Annotated in this window: 16 protein-coding genes and 1 pseudogene; 6 read left to right on the forward strand and 11 right to left on the reverse strand. The window is 63.0% G+C overall.

What is annotated here, in order from left to right:
* Window positions 1-3: 3 nt before the first annotated feature.
* Window positions 4-1,356, reverse strand: coding sequence for an efflux RND transporter periplasmic adaptor subunit (locus tag WJU18_RS14220; protein ID WP_423460672.1), 1,353 nt, complete (start codon window positions 1,354-1,356; stop codon window positions 4-6).
* Window positions 1,357-1,364: 8 nt separating this feature from the next.
* On the reverse strand, window positions 1,365-2,675 hold the full coding sequence (locus tag WJU18_RS14225) for a TolC family protein (protein ID WP_423460673.1): 1,311 nt from the start codon (window positions 2,673-2,675) through the stop codon (window positions 1,365-1,367).
* A gap of 127 nt (window positions 2,676-2,802) precedes the next feature.
* Between WJU18_RS14225 and WJU18_RS14230 the strand changes: the two genes are divergently transcribed.
* The 3 genes from WJU18_RS14230 to WJU18_RS14240 all read left to right on the forward strand — a co-directional run bounded on the left by WJU18_RS14230 (window position 2,803) and on the right by WJU18_RS14240 (window position 5,585).
* Entirely contained in the window at window positions 2,803-3,492 is a 690-nt protein-coding gene (locus WJU18_RS14230; protein WP_423460674.1) for a heavy metal response regulator transcription factor, read from the forward strand.
* Window positions 3,489-4,859, forward strand: a complete 1,371-nt coding sequence (locus WJU18_RS14235) for a heavy metal sensor histidine kinase (RefSeq protein ID WP_423460675.1) — start codon at window positions 3,489-3,491, stop codon at window positions 4,857-4,859. Before WJU18_RS14230 ends, WJU18_RS14235 begins: the two co-directional genes overlap by 4 nt.
* 96 nt (window positions 4,860-4,955) lie before the next feature.
* Window positions 4,956-5,585 (forward strand): acyltransferase, encoded by a 630-nt coding sequence (locus WJU18_RS14240; protein WP_423460676.1) that lies wholly within the window; start codon window positions 4,956-4,958, stop codon window positions 5,583-5,585.
* A 450-nt stretch (window positions 5,586-6,035) separates the two neighbouring features.
* Here WJU18_RS14240 and WJU18_RS14245 read toward each other — a convergent pair whose 3' ends face one another.
* The 4 genes and pseudogenes from WJU18_RS14245 to mutL form a co-directional block, all read right to left on the reverse strand.
* Window positions 6,036-8,291, reverse strand: a complete 2,256-nt coding sequence (locus WJU18_RS14245) for an FUSC family membrane protein (RefSeq protein WP_423460677.1) — start codon at window positions 8,289-8,291, stop codon at window positions 6,036-6,038.
* Window positions 8,288-9,175 (reverse strand): inositol monophosphatase family protein, encoded by an 888-nt coding sequence (locus WJU18_RS14250; RefSeq protein ID WP_423460678.1) that lies wholly within the window; start codon window positions 9,173-9,175, stop codon window positions 8,288-8,290. Before WJU18_RS14250 ends, WJU18_RS14245 begins: the two co-directional genes overlap by 4 nt.
* A 22-nt stretch (window positions 9,176-9,197) precedes the next feature.
* Window positions 9,198-10,177 (reverse strand): annotated as a pseudogene (miaA, locus tag WJU18_RS14255) (tRNA (adenosine(37)-N6)-dimethylallyltransferase MiaA).
* A 25-nt stretch (window positions 10,178-10,202) separates the two neighbouring features.
* Window positions 10,203-12,161, reverse strand: coding sequence for a DNA mismatch repair endonuclease MutL (gene mutL / locus WJU18_RS14260; protein WP_423460679.1), 1,959 nt, complete (start codon window positions 12,159-12,161; stop codon window positions 10,203-10,205).
* 66 nt (window positions 12,162-12,227) lie between these two features.
* Between mutL and WJU18_RS14265 the strand changes: the two genes are divergently transcribed.
* Complete coding sequence (locus WJU18_RS14265; protein ID WP_423460680.1) at window positions 12,228-12,881, forward strand: DedA family protein; 654 nt, start codon at window positions 12,228-12,230, stop codon at window positions 12,879-12,881.
* On the opposite strand, the gene WJU18_RS14270 is transcribed toward WJU18_RS14265, so the two are convergent.
* From WJU18_RS14270 to tsaE, 3 genes are all read right to left on the reverse strand, one after another.
* Complete coding sequence (locus tag WJU18_RS14270; protein ID WP_423460681.1) at window positions 12,878-13,210, reverse strand: cupin domain-containing protein; 333 nt, start codon at window positions 13,208-13,210, stop codon at window positions 12,878-12,880. The genes WJU18_RS14265 and WJU18_RS14270 overlap by 4 nt on opposite strands.
* A 217-nt stretch (window positions 13,211-13,427) precedes the next feature.
* Window positions 13,428-14,864, reverse strand: a complete 1,437-nt coding sequence (locus WJU18_RS14275; protein WP_423460682.1) for an N-acetylmuramoyl-L-alanine amidase — start codon at window positions 14,862-14,864, stop codon at window positions 13,428-13,430.
* Window positions 14,861-15,370 (reverse strand): tRNA (adenosine(37)-N6)-threonylcarbamoyltransferase complex ATPase subunit type 1 TsaE, encoded by a 510-nt coding sequence (tsaE, locus tag WJU18_RS14280; RefSeq protein ID WP_423460999.1) that lies wholly within the window; start codon window positions 15,368-15,370, stop codon window positions 14,861-14,863. The genes WJU18_RS14275 and tsaE overlap by 4 nt, the downstream gene beginning before the upstream one ends.
* On the opposite strand from tsaE, the gene queG reads away from it, so the two are divergent.
* Complete coding sequence (gene queG / locus WJU18_RS14285; RefSeq protein WP_423461000.1) at window positions 15,371-16,447, forward strand: tRNA epoxyqueuosine(34) reductase QueG; 1,077 nt, start codon at window positions 15,371-15,373, stop codon at window positions 16,445-16,447.
* 164 nt (window positions 16,448-16,611) lie between these two features.
* Here queG and WJU18_RS14290 read toward each other — a convergent pair whose 3' ends face one another.
* Window positions 16,612-17,517, reverse strand: a complete 906-nt coding sequence (locus WJU18_RS14290) for an AEC family transporter (protein WP_423460683.1) — start codon at window positions 17,515-17,517, stop codon at window positions 16,612-16,614.
* 124 nt (window positions 17,518-17,641) lie between these two features.
* On the opposite strand from WJU18_RS14290, the gene WJU18_RS14295 reads away from it, so the two are divergent.
* Window positions 17,642-18,604, forward strand: a complete 963-nt coding sequence (locus WJU18_RS14295; RefSeq protein ID WP_423460684.1) for a tripartite tricarboxylate transporter substrate binding protein BugE — start codon at window positions 17,642-17,644, stop codon at window positions 18,602-18,604.
* Window positions 18,605-19,032: 428 nt separating this feature from the next.
* Here the strand turns inward: WJU18_RS14295 and WJU18_RS14300 are convergent, their stop codons facing one another.
* The gene (locus tag WJU18_RS14300; RefSeq protein WP_423454084.1) at window positions 19,033-20,082 is read right to left on the reverse strand and encodes an IS110 family transposase; all 1,050 of its coding nucleotides are present in this window, start codon (window positions 20,080-20,082) and stop codon (window positions 19,033-19,035) included.
* Window positions 20,083-20,112: the final 30 nt, after the last annotated feature.

Raw genomic sequence — 20,112 nt, forward strand, 5'->3', positions numbered from 1 at the left:
TACTTAGTGGGTATGTTCTGCGGAGGCTTTGCCGAGCTCGGCCTTGAGCATGAAACTGCCCTCCTTGACGTACGCTTGGCCGGCCTGGAGACCTTTGGCGATCTCGGTATGGCGTCCGTCGGATCTGCCCAGCTCCACCGCCTGCGCTTTGTAGCCGCCCTCTGCAGGGACGAAGACGACACTTTCCTTGCCTTCCAGGCGCTGGATGGCTTTTGCATCCACCGCCACGGGCACCTGGCTCTCTTCCGCCAGCACGGTCACATCGACGAACAGGCCGGGGCGCCATACTCCCTGCGGATTGGCGAGCGCCACGCGGGCGGGGGCGGTGCGGGTCTGCTCACCAATCAGCGCGCCCACATAGGCCACATTGCCTTTCGCGGCCGAATCGAAGGCCGTGGCCCGCACCGATACGGGTGCGCCGACGCGTACGTAAGGCAGCTGAGGCGCGGAGACATTCATCTCGGCCCAGACGGCGCCGAGATCGGAGACCGTGAACGAGGCCGTGCTGTCGGTGACGGATTCCCCTGTGGTGAGATGCTTTTCAACCACAATGCCGGAGAGCGGGGCACGCAGCTCATAGCGGCTGGAGCCGCCGTTGGCAGATGACCCTGCGCCCACTCCGATGGCGGAGAGCTTCTGCGAGGCGTTGGACACCGCAATCTCGGCTTCCTGAAGGGATTGCCGCGCTTGCAGATAGTCCTGTTCGGCGGAGATCTTTTCCTCCCATAGCTGCTTTTCGCGCGCATAGGTGGTGCGGGCGAGGGCAAGGCGCTTCTGCGCGGTCTGCAGTTCGCTGCGCTGATCGGACACCGCGGCGCTTTGGATCACGGCCAGCAACTGGCCTTTGCTGACAAGCTGGCCCAACTGGGCATGCACGGAGGCCACGACGCCAGCGGCACGCGGGACTACATGGGCAGTGCGGTCCTCATCAAAGCGGATTTCTCCTGGCAGCACGATCTCTCTGCGGATGGCTGCGGGCGCGGCCTGGGCGAGAGATATCCCGATTGCCTTCGATTGAGACTCCTTGAGCTTGACGACGCTTTTTTCTTTCTCTTCGTGGCCATGTCCATCGCTGTCGCCATGGGCTTCGCTCTTGCCCTCAGCTTTGGTGGATGTGTTTTCGTGGTGTTCGGCATCGTGGTGGTTCTCGGCCTCCTCGTGGTCCTTGCCGGCCTCCTCGCCGTGGTGCTCCTTGTCGCCATGCGAGGCGGCGTCGCTGTGTCCGGCGGGGGCGGAGGCCCCTGGCGTTCGCAGGATCAGGGCGCCGCCGATCATGCCGCCAGCGAGAATGGCTGCCACGGCGATCCACTGCCTGGGTTTGGAGAGAGCGTTGTCGAAGCTGGTTGTCTCGGGCATGGCGGTATTCAAGAGATGGAAAGGGCGCTGAGCGCAGTACCCAGGATGCGATCGATCTCCGCACTGGCTTTGTGTGAAGCCATGAGTTGATCGAGCAACTGGCGCTGGCTTTCGAAGAGCGTGCGCTGGGCGTCCAGCACGTCAAGGAAGCTGAATTTGCCCAGGGCGAATCCGCGCGCAGCGGTGTCGTAAGCGGATTGCGCGGCGGGAATCACCAGGGTTTGCAGTTGGGATGCTTGCTGGTTGCTGCTGATCAATTGCTGGCGGGCTGAGAGCAGTTGGGCTCTCAGTTGCAGGCGCTGCTCCTGCAGGCTCCATTCGGCTTGTTCGGCCTTGCGCAGGGCTTGGAGCTGGTTGCCGGCGTTGTTGTCGAAAAGAGGCAGCGGGATGCTGATGCCGAACACGAGCTGATTGCGTCCCAGATCCTGCCCGCGCTTGACGCCCAGGCTGAGCGTGGGATCCTGCACGCGGCGGGCGCGCTCCAGATCTGAGGCGGCCCGGCTTTGAGCCAGGGCGTGACGGGCGCTCAGCATCGCCGGAGCTTGCTCAAGCACAGCATCGATATGCTCCGCCGTGGGAGGCGCGGCCGTACGCACGAAATCTCCGGCCACCTGGCCTACTTCTTCCGGAGAGCCGCCCCAGAGCGCCGCCAGGCGCTGCTGGGCCACCAGGATGGCAGAGCGGGCCTGATCCAGCTCCAGAAGGGCATTGGCCTGTGCCACCTGGGCTCGAGTGGCTTCCAGCGGCGGGATCTTGCCCGCGGTGACGCGCTTTTGCGCCGCATCATGGGCGCGGGCGGCCAGCTCATGAATCTGGCGCGCGTACTCTGCACGCTGCTGAGCCGCCAGCAGCTCATTGAAGCCCGTCACGAGCTGGTAGCGCAGATTGGCCCTGGCTTCGAAAGCGGTAGCCTGAGCGCCGGCCTGCTCGCTTTCGGCCATGCGCACGCGGGCTTCCCGCTTGCCGCCCAGCTCGATGCGCTGATTGATCTGCAGCGTGCTGGTCCGGGTTTCGGAGCGGGTGTCCTCCTGGTTGTAGGATATTTCCGGATTGGGGAGGGCCTTGCTTTGCAGCACGGCTCCTTCGGTGGCGGCCGCGCCCGATTCTGCGGCCCTCAGGCCGGGATTGGCGGCGAGCGCTTTTTCCCAGGCCGTGGCGAGGGTCATCCAAGCTTGGTTCTCGGCTGGGGTGGGGCTGCCTTGCGCTGCCGCGCCAGCGGAAAGGGCCCAGGCGGCGGCCAGAATGAAAGGCGCCAAGGTCCGAGCGCGGATCGGTGTTCTGCCGGCGCGCGTGTCGGGGCGAGGACGGTGGAGAGCCATTTGAGCATTTCCTGGGAGTCTGCGTACTGCGCCCGCACTGTACGAACCCCATCCCGACGCTTTATCGTCAGCTTGATGACAAATTTGTAATCATCCGATCAGGCGCAAATCCATGAAAATGAATTGCATGAGACTGCTGCTGATCGAAGACGAGGCCCGGCTGGCCGAATACCTGCGCAAGGGCTTGTCGGAGGAAGGCTATACCGTGGATGTGGCGGGCGACGGGATAGATGGGCTGCACCTGGCGATGGAGCTGGACTACGATCTGATCATCCTGGACGCCATGCTGCCCGGAATCGATGGCTTCGCGGTGCTGGCGGCCTTGCGGCAATCCAAGAGCACGCCGGTGCTGATGCTGACGGCCCGTTCCGATGTGGAAGATCGGGTCCGGGGGCTTCAGAGCGGCGCGGACGACTACATGATCAAGCCGTTCGCGTTCTCGGAGATCGTGGCGCGGATCCAGGTGCAGCTGCGCAGGGTATCCGCCCATCAGACGGCGCCAGAGCCCACGGTACTCAAAGCAGCGGACCTGGAGGTCGATCTGATCCGCCGCAAGGCCGTGCGGGCTGGCGTGCGGCTGGATCTCACGGTGAAGGAGTTCAATCTGCTGGCTCTCCTGCTGCGCAGGCAGGGCGAAGTGCTGTCGCGCACCGAGCTGGCATCGAAGGTGTGGGACATGAACTTCGACAGCGAGACCAACGTGGTGGAGGTGGCGGTGCGCCGCCTGCGAATGAAGGTCGACCAACCTTTTCCTCTCCCGCTGATCCACACGGTGCGGGGCATCGGCTATGTGCTGGAGGAACGGTTGCCATCATGAGTGCCGCGCCGGTGGCTCCTCATCTGGGGAGGCGTCTTTCACGCTGGCTCGCGGTGCTGTCGATGCTGGGCTTGGGCGGAGTGAGTCTGGCGGTGTACTTCGTGTTCGACACCACTCTGGCGGCACGCCAGAAGGACATGCTGGACCACAAGCAGCAGGCGCTTATTCACGTGCTGACGGATGTCAGCGTGGAGCACCGGAACAAATCACTGGATCACATGCTCGCGGATTTTCTGGCCGGGCACGACGATTATTCGATCCGGATCGAAGGGGTTGGAGGCGTGGTGCTCTATGACAGCCTCAAGTTTGCCCAGGGTGACCAGCGCACGCTGCAGCGCACGTTCGATGTCACGCTGGCTTTCCCCTCCAGCGGCGAGCCGATGGCCGCCAAGGCCACTCTGATCATGGATAGAAGACCTGACGACGCACTGCTGCGGGCGCTGGCATGGACGCTCCTGTCGGCCATGGTGGCGGGCACGCTGGTGTTGTCTCTGGCGGGCATGTTTTTGATCCGTAGAGGCCTGCGGCCGATCAGCTCGCTGGTGACCCAGATCGGTGAACTTTCCCCCAGGGATCTGACACGCCGCCTGGATGCCGGCGCGCTGCCGCAGGAGTTGCAGCCCTTGGTCACGCAGTTCAATGCGCTGCTGGACCGGCTCGCGGACGCCTATCGTCAACTGGAGGCTTTCAATGCCGATGTGGCGCATGAAATGAACACGCCGCTGGCCACCCTGATCAATAGCTCCGAGGTGGTGTTGCGCAAGCCGCGCTCGGTGGAAGAGATGCGCGAGGTGCTGGAATCCAACCTGGAGGACTTGCAGCGGCTGGCCGGCATCGTGGGGGACATGCTGTTCCTCTCACGTGCGGACAGGGGCGCCGGCACCCGGGAAACCACCGTCCGGAGCCTGGCCGAGGTGGCCCGCGAGGTCGCCGAGTTCTATGAAGCGGTCGCCCTGGAGGCTGGCTTGACCCTGGAAGTGCGGGGCGATGCCATGGCCCGTATCGATGCTCCGCTCATGCGCCGTGCGCTATCCAACCTGCTCGGCAATGCCACGCGCTACGCCGACGCTGGATCCAGTGTGATCATCCGGATCGAGACCCGGGCGGTCGGCAGGCATTCCGAGATTGTGGTGGCCATTTCCAACATGGGGCCGGAAGTCGAGCCGCAGCACCTGCGGCATTTGTTCGACCGTTTCTACCGGGCAGATGCCTCGCGCCGCAATGCGGACCGGAACCATGGGCTCGGGCTTGCCATCGTGAAGGCCATTGCCCATATGCATGAGGGGTCGGTGTTCGCCCGCTCGGAGAGCAGGGTCACCACCATCGGCATGGTGCTGCCGGGATTGCTTGCCCAAGAGTACCCTTGACTTTGAGATGCAAGAGATGCAGCAATGTGTTCCGTGCGGCTTTTCCCGGCCGTATTGGCTTTATGGTTTGTGTGGCAAGGCAACGGCAATCCTGCCATGGCCACCACTCAGATTGGAACAATGCAAATCAACGGATCGGACGCATGCGTCGAGTACGCGGACAAGGCATCGGTAAAGTTCCGAGGTAATGGCCTCACGCTCAACATCAGCGGAACGGGAAACCGGATTACCGTGGGAAGGAATGTGTTTTTCAGCGGGTTGACGATCAACATCCAGTCCAATGACAACCATATTCATATCGGCGACGGTTGCCACTTGGCCGGCACTTTCATCATGAAAATCGTCGACGCCAACAGAATCAACATAGGAAAAGGTACCACTATCGGGGGCGCCAACATCATTTGCGGCGAAGGGCGCTCAGTCACCTTCGGTGAGGACTGCATGCTGGCATGGGGCATCGAGATCAGGACCACTGATTCTCATGCGCTGTTCGATGTAGGCACCGATGCTCGCATCAATCATGCGGCGGATGTCGTGATCGGCGATCATGTCTGGATCGCGGCCCACTCCATCATCCTGAAAGGCTCGCAAATAGGCTCGGGGAGCGTGATCGCCTTGCGAAGCGTGGTCTCGGGAAAATTTCCGGAAGAGAATACCGTCATTGGCGGGCTTCCGGCCAAGATCATCAAGCAAGGCGTCCGCTGGGAGCGGCCCTTGCTTGGGTAAGAACTGGAAACTGGATGCGGCTACTGCGCCGGAGCGGAACCATCCGCCGCAGGAGGAGGAGCCATACCGCCCGGAGCTGCAACGCCATTGGCTGCAGGGGGAGATCCCGCCTCGGGTGTGGCAGTTTTTTCGCAGGCCGCAAGTGCCAAGGTACCAGTGAGCAAAACAACAGCGGTCAACAACTTCATAAAAGACTTCCTTGAATAGATACAGGCCCATCGTAGCCTGGGCTTTTTGCCGCTGAAGCGCGAAAGTTGCAGTATCAATATCCGGTTGCATGCAGATGCAAGTCGGCGGAGCCAGCCATATAGCGAGGGATTTTTGCAATCTCTGATGCCTTGGCAACACATGCTGGAGGGCTGGTGGCGCTGCTGGAGGATGAAACCGTAAAAGCCCTCAAAAAATGTAATTGTGGCTTTTGGGTGACCACGAACCTTGAGCGCGGAGCGCTTATTTGATCTGCTCCAGCACTTGGTCAGCTTCGCTGCGCATCTTGCCGGACAGATCCAGCGCGAGCGATAGGCGCCGCAGCAGCCAGGGGCTGATGTCGTTCTCGAAAGGATCAGGTAGTGCCTCGATCGGTACGGAAGCGTTCGCGATGGCTGGCGGCAGGCTGGCGGCGGCGCTGCCGGGTTCGGCCGTGAGCGTGTGCTCGATGCGGCTCGCAGCTTCGGCCAGCGGCGCTTCGATTTCATCAAGGCGCAGCTGGTCGCGGCGAAGCAGCAGCATCGATTTGGCGGCGCTGAGCTGGGCGAGGAGCTGGTAGCCGTGGGCTTGAAGATGTTCCAGCAATCTGACCGGCGGCTGTACCGCGCGGGGTTCCGCCAGTGAGCGCTCGGTGGCCAGCACAAGGGCTGAGAGGCTGTCATAGGCTTCGCGCCGCGCCAGCCGCCAGGCCAGCTCGGGCTGGGTGTCGATGTCGTGCAGGCTGGCGAGGCCGACGGCCATGCGCGCGTGCCGAGCCTGTGCGGTCATGGTGCGGCGTACGAGGCCCGCCAGTTGGCCGCGCTCCCACGAGGGCAGCACATAGCAGAACACCCAGGCGATGGCGGTACCCAGGAGGGTATCGCCCACACGCTCCAGGAAAGCGAAGGTAGGGCTGCTGCCCGCAAACAACAGGTGCGACTGAACCAAACCCAAAATCGAGGCCGCCACCGCGGTGATCAGGTAACGGCGCAGCGCAAAGCCATGCGCAACGCCCTGTGCCACCGTCACGGTGAGCAGCAGCACGAATGCCGGCGGATGTATGGCGAGCAGCCCCACGGCCAGCAGGCTGCCGAGAATGGTGCCGGCCACGCGCGCATCACGGCGTTCCAGGGTCTGGGCCAGGCTGCCGCGCAGAACGACCACGATGGTCAGCAGCACCCAGTATTCGTGCGATCCCCAAGGCAGCAATGTGGCGATGGTGTAGCCGACTCCCACGGCCAGTGCCGCGCGGATGGCATGGCGCAGCGCCGGGGCGCGCCAGGTCCAGAGGCTGAAGAAGGGCCGCCAGGACCAGTCGGTCGGGCTGACAAAAAGGCGCCAGTTGTTGCGTACTACGGTCAGGTCGGGCATGGTCTCACCACGTGCCAGACCTGCCAGTTCCTTAACGGCGTCGTTCAGGTGAATGAGCCGGTAGGCCACTCCGCGCAGCAGTCCTGAAGGTCCATTGTCTGGTTGGCCGGCGCTGTCGGCTTGCGCTTCCAGACGAAGGGCGGCCAGGCGGGTGCCATGGTCGGTCGCGGAGGGCGGTGTACGCCCGGTGAGCATGGCGTCCGCCATTTGCTCCAGTTCGGCGGCTATTTGCAGAAGGATCTGCCGTACGTCGTTCAGTGCGGAGCGATGGCCGGCGTGCGTGCGCACCTGATCGAGATCGAGTTCACTCGCCACCAACTGATCACGCATTTCCAGCACCGTGACCAGCATGCCGGCCAGGCGTTGCCGGCGTGGTGTGCGGGGTGATTCGAGCACGACATCCCGCGTGTTCTGCAACTGATCGGCGAGTGCGGCCTGGCGGCGCAGCAACTCACCCAGTTCGCTTTCCTGTGGGGCTGCGATTTCTGCCACTTTCACCCTCTCCGCCTCGGTATCCGTTTCCTGCGGCGCGAAGCGGCGCGCCTGGGTGCGGATGAGCGCGGCCACCGTGAACAGCAGGTCCGCGATCAACTGCGTACGGTAGCGCGCATTGCACAACGCGTTCGCCGCAACCGAGTAGACCACGTACATTGCTGAACCGAGGGCGAAGTAGGTGGTGCGCAGCAAAGCTTCGTTCATATCGACCGCGGCGGGCGTCGACATCGAGAAGATCGTGGTGAAGACCACCGCAATGGCAACCGGTGCGCCGCGCTTGCCCCAGGCCATCCCCAGGAAGCTCAGGAAGGTGGCGGGTACCAGCAGCAGGCCAAGCTCCACCGGGTGAGGGCGCAGCAACTGCACGGCGAGAAACAATGGCAAGCCGATCAGCGGGGCCATCGCCATGTGCGATGTCTTGCCTCGCACTGGTGCGGCCATGTCGGGCGGGATGGTCACGATCACCCCCACCACCGCGGCGGCCGCCGCCGCATGGCCGAACATGGCCTGGATCAGCGTGGAAATCAGAAACAAGCCCAGCGCGCACACCGCGCCGTTGAGCACGTAGTGGCTGAGCAATACGCGCAGCGCCGTGCGGCCGCGCTGCTGCCAATGAGCCGGATCAAGCCAGCGCTTGGCGGCGGTGATGTTCATGGGGCGGGAGGCGCCTCTGCGCCGGTGTCGTGGAGCGGGTCAAGGGATGGGCTTGTGTTGTCGGGCACCGGGCCGGTGAACTTGGAATATTTGCGCAGCAGGCCGACCAAGTGGCCATAGATGCGGGGATTGGCGGCCAGGCACTCCTGTTGTTCGATGAACTCGGCCTCGCCGGTGAAATTGCCGATCAGCCCGCCCGCCTCGGTCACCAGCAGGGAGCCCGCGGCCACATCCCAGGGCTTCAGACCGGTCTCGAAATAGCCATCGGTATAGCCTGCGGCCACATAGGCGAGATCGAGCGCAGCCGCGCCCGGGCGGCGCAGTCCGGCGGTGCGCTGCATGACATCGGACATCATCTTCAGGTAGGTGGGGAAATCATCGCCCTTGCGGAAGGGAAAGCCGGTGGCGATCAGGCTCTGGTTGAGCTGGGTGCGTTTGCTCACGCGGATGCGCCGTTCATTGAGGTAGGCGCCGCGTCCGCGGGTGGCGGTGAACAGATCATTGCGAGTGGGATCGTAGACCACGGCCTGCTCGATACGCCCGCGCACGGAAAGGGCGATGCTGACGCAATAGACGGGAAAGCCGTGGATGAAGTTGGTGGTGCCATCGAGGGGATCGATGATCCAGATGTGATCGGAGGTCTGGTTGCCATGGGTGCGCCCGGACTCCTCGGCATGGATGGCATGCTGCGGGTAGGCGGTCAGCAGGGTCTCGATGATGGCAGCTTCGCTGGCGTGATCGACCTCGGTGACGAAGTCATTGACCTGTTTCTGGGAGATGCGCACGGCTTCGACATCGAGCGCGGCGCGGTTGATGATGGCGCCAGCGGCGCGTGCGGCCCGGATGGCCACATTGAGCATGGGGTGCAGGGTGGAGGAGGACATCGCTTGCAAGTATGGAGGGGTTTCAATGCGAGGGCCAGAGCCGGTTGATCATCTGCAGGGCTTGCGCCAGTACGTCAGGGCCATCCGCCTGCAGCACATGGCGCTCGGGCATGCCACGCAGCCAGGTCAGCTGGCGCTTGGCAAGCTGGCGTGTGGCGGCAACGCCGCGCTCACGCAACTCCGCGAGCGGAAACTCGCCGTCCAGCGCTTCCCACGCTTGCCGGTAGCCCACGCAGCGCATCGAGGGCAGGCTGGTCGAGAGATCATCCCGTGCGCGAAGGGCGGCCATCTCGTCCAGAAAACCCTCGTTCAGCATGGCGTCGAAGCGCCGGGCAATGCGCTCATGCAGCCAGGCGCGGTTCTCCGGCTCCAGTGAAATCAGCGGCATGGAGTCGCGCGCTTCTGAAGCCTGGACTGAATCTTGCTCGGCTGATGTGGCGGCATGCAGGTCCGAGAGCGGCTTGCCCGTGAGCTGCCAGACTTCCAGCGCGCGCTGAATACGCTGGCTGTCGCCAGGCGGCAGGCGGGCGGCGGTGACAGGGTCCACGCGAGCCAGTTCCTCATGCATGGCGGGCCATCCGCGCTCGGCGGCCTGCTGCTCGATCTGACGGCGAACCTCGGGGTCGGCCGGGGGAGGGCATCGAGCCCGCCTTGCAGCAGGGCCTTGAAATACAGCATGGTGCCGCCTGCCAGCAAGGGTACTCGCCCGCGCGCCAGAATGTCCGTGATCAAGGTCTCGGCATCGGCCACGAATTCGGCCACGCTGTAGGCCTGGCTCGGGTCGCGGATATCGATCAGGTGGTGCGGTACGGCGGCGCGCTCCGCCGGCGTGGGTTTGGCCGTGCCGATGTCCATGCCGCGATAGACCAGCGCCGAATCCACGCTGATGATTTCTCCGCCCAAACGCTCCGCCAAGGCCAGTGCGAGGGCGCTTTTGCCGCTGGCGGTGGGGCCTGCAAGGCAGATGGCCCGGATGGCGGGGGTGTTGCTCGGGTCCGCCATGGCGAATGCGGGCGTGGTCATTTTTTCAGCGGCCGCGCATGAACAGTCCGTCAAGCTCGCGCATCGTGAGCTGGCGCCAGGTAGGGCGGCCATGGTTGCACTGGTCGGACCGGTCGGTAGCTTCCATCTGGCGCAGCAGGGCGTTCATTTCCTCGTGGGTAAGGCGCCGGTTGGCGCGCACCGCGCCATGGCAGGCCATGGTACCCAGCAGTTCATGCTGAGCCCGCTCCACCACGGTGCTGGCTTCGTGCTGAGACAGCTCCGCCAGCACGCTGCGCGCCAGCTCCACCGCATCGCCAGCCGCCAGCGTGGTGGGTACGGCCCGCACGGCCAAGGTCTTGGGTGAGAAAGGCGCAATATCCAGGCCCAGGCGCCCCAGCACCTCGGCGCAGGCTTCAGCCGTGGCCACTTCATGCGGCGTGGCGGCAAAGGTCGCTGGAATCAATAGGGGTTGGCTGGCAATGCGGGCGCCATCGAGTTGCTGCTTCAGGCGCTCATAGACGATGCGCTCATGCGCGGCGTGCATATCGACGACGATGAGCCCCGTGTGGTTTTCGGCCAGGATGTAGACACCATGCAATTGCGCAACGGCTCGCCCCAGCGGCCATTCATGCGATTCAGCCGGCTCGCCTGGCTGGGCAGGGAGACTGGGTGGCGCCTCCGCGCCGGCAGTTGGCGTGAGCGCGGCTGGAGCTGATCGCTCAGGCGATTCCGTGTCTGGCGCGCCAATGTTCCGGGGCGCCCATAGCATTCGGAGCTCTTCCACCGCATGGCGGCTGGAGCCGCCCAAATCCATGGCGGCTTGCCTGGGCCTGAAGGATTCGAAGGTCCGGAAAGGACTGGGCGCGGGGGATTCACTGCGATCCGGCGCAGGGTTGGCCATCATGCCCGTGTTCGGGCTGGCTGGCGCCGGGGTCAAGGCGATCGTGCTCACGGGCAGGCCCGTCTGGCCGGCACGTGGTGCTGCCAGTGCATTTTCCACCGCGTGCCGCACTGCCTGGTGCACTTCGCGGCTGTCGCGAAAGCGCACCTCGATCTTGGTAGGGTGCACGTTCACGTCCACGCGCGCAGGCTCCACATCCACATAAAGCACATACACCGGCTGGCGCTGGCCGTGCAGCACATCCTCATAGGCGCTGCGCGCGGCATGCGTGATGACTTTATCGCGCACGAAGCGGCCGTTGACGTAGGCAAACTGGTGGTCCGAGCGCGAGCGCGCGATATCGGGTATGCCAGCGCGCCCGGTCACGTGCATAGGCCCTGCCTGGTAGTCGACCGGCACCGAGTTCTCAAGAAAGTCTTCGCCCAACACATCGGAGAGGCGCTGCGCGAGTCCCTCAGGGCCGGGGTGGCTGCGCCATTGCTCGATCAGCTTGTTGTCGTGCCAGACCGTGAAGGCCACGTCGGGCCGTGCCAAGGCATGGCGGCGTACGGCTTCAAGGCAATGCGCGAGTTCCGTGGCATCGGTCTTGAGAAACTTGCGCCTGGCTGGCACGCTGAAGAAAAGCTCCTTGACCTCCACCGTGGTGCCCATGCCGCGTGCGCCGGGCCGCAGCTCACCCGTGCGTCCGTCGAGGAAAAAGGCATTCGGCTGATCCGCTGTACGGGAGAGCAGGGTAGTTTCGGCAATCGAGTTGATGGCAGCCAGCGCTTCTCCGCGAAAGCCCATGGTACCCACCGACTCCAGCTCCACCAGGTTGGAAATCTTGCTGGTGGCGTGGCGCTTGAGCGCCGTGGGCAGCTCTTCCGGTGCGATGCCAGCGCCATCGTCTTCGATCGAAATCAGGCGTACGCCGCCAGCCGCCAGCCGCACGGTGATATGCCGGGCGCCGGCATCGAGCGCGTTGTCCAGCAACTCCCGCACCACCGAGGCTGGCCGCTCCACCACCTCGCCGGCAGCGATCTGGCTGATCAGCTCGTCGGGCAGTTCAAGAATAGGGCGGCGCGCTGGGGCAGGGGGGCGGAAGTGGTGTGCACCGCTCAATTCTAGGGTGTGTATTTTTTCTAGTTCGCAGCTTACTGAAACTTACGGAAGGGATAATGCGCGCCTATGGATATATTGATGCACTTGGTCGATTTCATTTTGCACGTGGACAAGCACCTGGGCGCTTTCGTAGCCCACTATGGTCCCTGGGTCTACGCGCTGCTTTTCATCATTGTCTTCGTTGAAACCGGCGTGGTCGTGATGCCCTTCCTGCCCGGCGATTCACTGCTCTTCGTGGTGGGAGCCCTGGCCGGCGCAGGGCTGCTCAGCTTGCCGGTGGCCTGCGGTGTGCTGCTGGCCGCGGCCATTCTGGGAGACCAGTGCAACTATTCCCTGGGGCGGTATTTCGGGCCCAAGGTATTCAAGTGGGAGAACTCGCGTTTCTTCAATCGCAAGGCGTTCGACAAAGCGCACGCGTTCTACGAGCGTTTTGGCGGTGTGACGGTGATTCTGGCGCGCTTCATGCCGTTCATCCGCACGTTCGTGCCTTTCGTGGCCGGCGTCGCTGAAATGAGCCGCGGCAAGTTCACCTTCTTCAATGTCGCCGGCGCGCTGATCTGGGTGCTGGGTTTGTGTGTGGCAGGCTACCTTTTCGGCAATCTGCCTTGGGTGCAGGCCAACCTCAGCAAGATTATCTGGGCGTTGATCCTCGTACCAGGGTTGATCGCTATCTATGGCGGCTGGCGAGCCGGACGGGCTGAAAAGAAGGCCGCGGCTTAGCCCGGTAAGAGGCAGATCGTCACCAGCAAGGAGGCGTCTTCCCGTGCCGTGAGCGCATGCGGCACGCCGCCATCGAGGTGCAGGAAGTCACCGGCGCGCATCAGGTGCATCTCGGTGCCCGCGCGGAATTCGGCCACGCCTTCCAGGCACTGAACGGTGATCTCCCCCTGAACCTGGTGCTCAGGCATGCTTTTACCGGCCATCAGCACCACTCGAATAACTTCGAGCTGAGCGGCCTTCAGCAGGGCATAGGAAGGGGTTTTGGTGAGGCTGGAACCCAGCGGCAACACGCTGCCGATCTGGCCGGATTGAAGATGGGGCTGGGCCATGGTCTGTTCACTCCTTGACTCCACTTTAAGGAAGTCTGGCTTGAATGCAAAGCCCATAAACGAGCACTTAAACCCGAATGCCCAAAGAAAAAGCGGAAATCCTTTTTGCTGGAAAGGATTTCCGCTGAACCATTGGAGAGTGAGAACAACTTTATCTGCTTTGCCGCGAAAGCGCTGTAGGACAGCGCAGATACTTGATGACGCACATTTTTGATGCTCAGACGGTCCGGTTGCGCGCCAAGGGCGGGTTGGCGGCAAAGTACTTCTGAATACCGGCGATCAGCGCGTTGGCCAACTCGTTCTGGTAGGCGTCCGAGCGCAGCTTGGCTTCTTCCTTGGGGTTGCTGATGAAAGCCGTCTCCACCAGCACGCTGGGGATATCAGGCGCTTTCAGAACCGCAAAGCCGGCCCGCTCCACCCTGGGTTTGTGCAGGCGGTTGATGCCGCCGATTTCGCGGAGCATGGCACTGCCGAGCTTGAGGCTGTCATTGATCTGCGCCGTGGTGCTCATGTCCAGCAAGGCACGTTGCACGTGGGCATCCTTGACGTTCACGTTGATCCCGCCAATCCGGTCGGAGTCGTTTTCCTTGTTGGCCAGCCAGCGCGCCGCCGCGCTGGAGGCGCCTCCTTGGCTCAGCGCGTAGACACTGGCGCCGTTCGCATCAGGGTTGACGAAAGCGTCGGCGTGGATGCTCACGAACAGATCCGCGCCCACGCGGCGCGCTTTCTCCACCCGCGTGTGCAAAGGCACAAAGAAGTCGGCATCGCGCGTCAGGAAGGCGCGCATGGGGTTGCCGCCTACCGTGGAGTTGTTGATCCGGTCACGCAGCTTGAATGCCACCTTCAGCACGATGTCTTTCTCGCGCGTGCCATTGGGGCCTATGGCACCAGGATCTTCGCCGCCGTGACCTGGGTCGAGGGCGATGATGATCAGGCGATCGGTGTCGGATGACGCAGATGCGGGCGCTGGCGGCGGGCGGGAAGCCACGGCAGGAGCCTCGGGTTTGGGCGCCGGGGAGGGCGTCCGGGCCGGTGGGCTGTCGGGGCCTTTGGCGAGTGTGTTGGCGCGCTCGATCTGCTTGGCGATCAGGTCGCCCAGCGAATCCTTGGCGTCAGGCCGCGTTGCCGCGCCGGGCATGGCAGGTTCGCCCAATGCCGCCGTGACCGGAGCGCTGGGCGAACTCGGCGAGTTGCCCAGCTCTTTCATGCGCTGGGCGATCAGCATATCGAGCGGATCTGGCGGGTTTTTCGGGTAAAGATCGAACACCAGCCGGTGCTTGTATGCGGCCACCGGCGTGAGGGTGAACACCTGAGGGTTGATGGGTTGCTTCAGATCAACCACCAGCCGCACGACGCGCGGCGCGTTTTGGCCGACGCGGATGCCCGCGATGTTGGGGTCGTCGGCACGGACCTTGGCCACCAGCTCGCGCAGCGAAGGGTTGAGATCCAGCCCGTCAATATCCACCGCCAGCCGCGGGGGCGAACCGATCATCGTGTGAGTGGCCTTGAGCTCGGTGTCGGATTCGATGGTGACGCGTGAATAGTCTTCCGCCGGCCAGATCCGCACCGCGACAATGCCCGCACCGCGGGCGATCTGGTGCGAGCCGATCAGCAGTACAAGGGCTCCCGAATGCAGCAAATCGCGGCGTTTCATGGTTGAAGTCCCTCCATCAGATCGCGGCCGAGCGGTGTGGATGCGCGCAGGCCGACATGGCGCGCTTCGCCAGACTGCACTTCGAGCGTGAGCGCCAGATCGGGCGGCGGCAGCAGCGCGGCGGCTTTTTCCGGCCACTCGGCCAGCTTCAGGCCGCTGGCGGCAAACAGATCGCGAAAGCCGGCATCTTCCCATTCACGGGGATCGTTGAAACGGTAGAAATCAAAGTGCCAGATTGAAAGCCCATCAGGCGTTTCGTGCGGCTCGACCACCGCGTACGTGGGGCTCTTGATGCGGCCAGCCACTCCCAGCGCGCGCAGCAGATGGCGCACAAAGGTGGTCTTGCCGGCGCCCAGGTCTCCGTGCAGCTCGATATATGCGTTGCGCAGCGCGGGCAGCCCAGCCAGACGGCGGGCAAAGGCGTCGGTATCGCCTTCGGTGCGCCACAGAAGTTGGGCGTCAGGCGCGTTTCCTACAATCGGCGGGTGACTCGGCAAGGCTGTCAGATCGATCCTCTTTTGTTGTTGGCGCGTGTTCGCGCGTGGGCCAGCGAGCTGGGATTTTCCCAAATCGGTGTGGCCGGTATTGACTTGGCCAGCGCAGAAGCGGGTCTGCAAGCCTGGCTGGATAACGGCTTTCATGGCGAGATGGACTACATGGCTGCGCACGGTTTGAAACGCGCCCGCCCGGCCGAGCTGGTGCCCGGCACGGTGAGCGTGATCACCGCACGCATGGATTACCTGCCGCGCACCACCCCGGAGGGCTGGCAGGCCATTGAGTTCGCGCGCCAGGCGCAGGCTGGCGAGGGCATTGTTTCCCTTTATGCGAGGGGGCGCGACTACCACAAGGTATTGCGTGGGCGCCTGCAAAAGCTTCAGGCGCGCATCGCAGAAGCCGTGGGGCCCTTCGGCCATCGCGTTTTCACGGATTCGGCGCCCGTGCTGGAGGCGGAGCTTGCTTCTCGCAGCGGGCAGGGATGGCGCGGCAAGCACACGCTGGTGCTGTCGCGCGAAGCCGGCTCGATGTTCTTTCTGGGCGAAATCTACGTCGACTTGGCGCTGCCGCCCACGGAACCCGTCAGCGGCCATTGCGGCAGTTGTCAGGCATGTATCGATGTTTGCCCCACGCAAGCGATCGTGGCGCCCTTGCGCCTGGATGCACGCCGCTGCATTTCGTACGTGACCATCGAGCACCCTGGGGCTATCGATGAAGAGCTGCGTCCGCTCATGGGGAATCGCATCTACGGCTGCGACGATTGTCAGCTTATCTGCCCGTGGAACAAGTACGCCCGGCGCAGCGAATTGCCGGACTTCGATGCCCGGGAGGGGTTGGCAGGCGAATCCTTGGCACGGCTTTTTGCCTGGAGCGAGGAAGAGTTTCTGCGCCGAACCGAGGGCGGCCCGATCCGGCGCATCGGCCATGCGCGGTGGCTGCGCAATATCGCCGTGGCGCTGGGCAATGCCCTGGCTGCCATGCCCCGCACGGACCCGCGCCGCGCACCCCTGCTGGCCGCGCTTGCCGAGCGTGCGGAACACGCTGACACCCTTGTGCGCGAGCACGTGCAATGGGCGCTTGAACGATAAAAAAACGGCGTCTGCGGGCATTTTGGGAAGCCTGGCGCCCAAAATGCAGCGCCGATGCTGCCGTTTTTATAGCGAATGGCCTCTCACGTCAACCATTGAAAGGAAAAAAATTCGCGGCAGGATATAGACTTGTGCCGTATTTCTCATCTGGATTTGAGTTCACCTCACGCCAATATGCCTAAGGCCAGCCAAAGGCTCGCCACCCCCAACACGGTCGAGAGTGTGACCAGACCCGCCACGAAAGGGCCGTCGTAGCCCATCCGCGCCGCGAGCACGTAGCAGCTCGACGCGGTTGGCAGCGCTGAAAAAGCCAGCAATACCAGGGTTTCCGGTGTTCCCAGGCCGAAGGCACGTGCCAGGGCCCAGGCGATCAGCGGCATCAACAGGTGGCGGATCGTGAGCAGACTCACGGTCAGGGTCTTGGCGCGCGCGAGGCTGCTGAACTGCATGCCGGCGCCCGCCACCATCAGGCCCAGCGCGATGGAAGATGCGCCAATGCGGTTGACCGAGGGGGCCAGCCACTGCGGGATCGAAAAGCCCAGCAGATTCACCGTGAGCCCGGCCGCCGTGGCGATGATGAGCGGATTGCGCACCAATTCTCCTGCGATGCCGCGCCCGGCGTGGCGAGCCATGGGCCAAACGGCGGCAATATTGCACAGAGGCACGCACACGCCGATCAGCACCGCGATAAGCTGCAACCCCTGGGCGCCCGCGAGGCGCTCGGCCAATGCCAGGCCGATGAAGGAGTTGAAGCGGAATGCCACCTGGGCACTGGCTGCATGGGCGCGAGGCTCGATGTACCGCCTCAGCAGGGGGAGTCTGGGCAGGCTTGCGGCCAGGACAATGCCGCTCAGAATCAGCGTCAGGCCTGCGCCCATCAGCCCGGAGGCGGCGCGCAGATCCAGTGGCGTACGCACGATGGACTGAAACAGCAGCACAGGAAAGAGAAAGAAGTACACCAGCGCCTCGGCTGCCTGCCAGACAGGCCGGTTGAGGGCGGTGTAGCGGCAGAGCAGGTAGCCGACGAGAATCAGCGAAAAATCCGGGATGAGTAGTTGGGCATAGTTCACCAACGGAAGAATAACTCGCCAAACATAGGGAAATCCTGCACTCCGTGGCCGGTGCGCGGCAGGGGTGACGCGGTTAGGATTTGCTCACTTCCATTTTTTCGGCTTTTATCCAGGAGATCGCCTGATGCATCGTCGTTCCTTGATCGCATTTGCCGCTGCCACGGTGGCCTGCGGCACCGCTTTCGCTCAAGCCTACCCCAACAAGCCCATCCGGCTGATCGTGCCTTTTGCTCCGGGTGGTACCACCGACATCATCGCCCGGGTGATCTCCGAGCCATTGGGCAAGGCCCTGGGGCAGACCGTGGTGGTCGACAACAAGGGCGGCGCGGGCGGCGCCATCGGGGCGCTGGAGGCGGCTCGCGCGGCGCCGGACGGTTACACATTGAGTGTGGCCACGGTGTCCACCACCGCGGCCAACCCGGCCATCAACAAGAAGATCGGCTACGACCCAGTGAACGATTTCGTGCCGATCATCAATATCGCCGCCACGCCCAACATCATCGCCGTCAACCCCAAGTTTCCGGCGCACGATTACAAGAGCTTCATGGCTCTGATCAAGAAAGAGCCGGGCAAGCACTCCTATGCTTCTTCGGGCACCGGCGGCATCGGCCACCTGCAGACGGAGCTTTTCAAGAGCCTGACCGGCGTTTTCATCACGCACATTCCCTACCGCGGCGCAGGCCCGGCGCTGAATGACGTGGTGGCCGGGCAGGTGCCGATCATGTTCGACAACCTGCCTTCGGCACTACCCTTCATCCAGCAGAAGCGCCTGATCCCCATCGTGGTGGCCGCGCCGCAACGCGTGGCAGCTTTGCCCAATACGCCCACTTTCAAGGAAGTGGGCTTGGAGGCGGTCAACCGGATGGCCTACTACGGTCTCCTGGCGCCCAAGGGCACTCCCAAGGAGATTGTTGACAAGGTGAATGCCGGGGTGAAAAAGGCGCTGGAAGACCCGGCGGTGAAAAAGCGCATCGAGGAAACAGGTTCCCTCATCGTCGGTAATACGCCCGAGCAGTTCGCAGATCAGATCAAGGCGGAGTACGAGATCTACAAGCAAGTCGTGGACAAGCAGAAGTTGTCGCTGTAGAGGGCGTTGTAAAAGTTCTGAATACGACTCTCGTCATTCCCGCGTAGGCGGGAATCCAGGCAGCGGTGGATAGGTGGCACTGGATTCCTACTGGGGCATCCCACGTTGTCAAGCGAATATGGTTGTTATTTCTGATGGTTCTGATGGTTTAGTTGTTTATTACGGAGCTGACTGCAAGGACACTGAACTGAACGAAGAAAGACGGCCTACCTACTGACGGTCTTGTTGACGAGCTACGAAGAGCTTGGTGTCGGACCCAGATACGAGCCGCTCAGCGGAGGCTCCCATTCGCCTTTCGTGGCCTGAACAGGCCACCTGGAATCCATCGAGCTTATCCGCTGCCGGTCTAACCTGTTCAATTGATCTGCGAAGTGCCGTCCTGTTGAAACATCATTTTTTTGATAAACGAAACATGTGTCGATCTACTTCTACGTCGGTTTGACGCTCACATGATTGGCCACAAATGGCTGGCCTCGCGTGAACATCGCCCATAGAATGCGGGCGTTCTTGGCTGCCAGCGCGACAGCCGCCTTTTGCCAGCCCATGCGCTCACGCAACTGCTGCGCCCACAGCCACACTCGCTCCTGGCGTGGCTTGCTGCAGTGAATGGCCGATTTGGCGCCCTGCACCAGCAGCATCCGCAAATACGTATCTCCCTGCTTGGTAATGCCGCCAAGGCGGCTCTTGCCACCGCTGGAGTGCTGCGAGGGTGTCAACCCCAGCCAGGCAGCAAACTGCGCAGCCGTTTTGAACTGACTGAAGTCGGCCACGCTGGCCACGAGCGCCGAAGCGCCTATAGGCCCAATACCCAGTAGCTGCTGAGCCTGCTGAGCTCGACTGTCTTGCTTGATGTGTTGTGCAATGCGCTGCTCGCACCAGCCAATGTCCTGATCAAGCTGGCGCCACTGCATTTGCAGTCGCTCAATGCTTAATCTCACCAGCGCGGGCATCTCGTTGCTGGCATCCTCGTTGAGCTGGGTCAGCTGCTCCTTGAGCTTGCCCACCCCTTCAGGACACACCAGACCAAACTCGGCCAGCAGTGCACGAATACGGTTGATGCACGCAGTTCTGTCTTTCTCCCAGCCTTGACGCAGGGTGTGTACACCCAGGATCGCTTGCTGCTCGGTCGTCTTGATCGGCACAAAGTGCATTTGCGGGCGGCTGGCAGCCTCGCACACCGCCGCAGCATCATTGGCGTCATTCTTGCCTTTCTTGCCCTGCAAACGGTATGGCGCCACTAGATGAGGCGCGATCAGGCGCACCTGCAAACCAAGCTGGCTGAGCCGGCGTGCCCAGTGATGCGCTCCAGTACACGCCTCCATCACCACCAAACAACCGGCAGGCAACTTCGCGCACCAGGGCAGGAAACCTCGCCGCGCTAGCGCTCGGCGCACCAACACACCTGCCTGAGCATCCACCGCATGCACTTGAATCAAGTTCTTGGCCAGATCCACTCCAACTCGTGTAATCTCACTCATGGGACTTCTCCTTACTCTTTAGATTGACGT

The sequence above is a fragment of the Ottowia sp. VDI28 genome, assembly GCF_049532675.1.
GTDB lineage: Bacteria > Pseudomonadota > Gammaproteobacteria > Burkholderiales > Burkholderiaceae_C > Ottowia.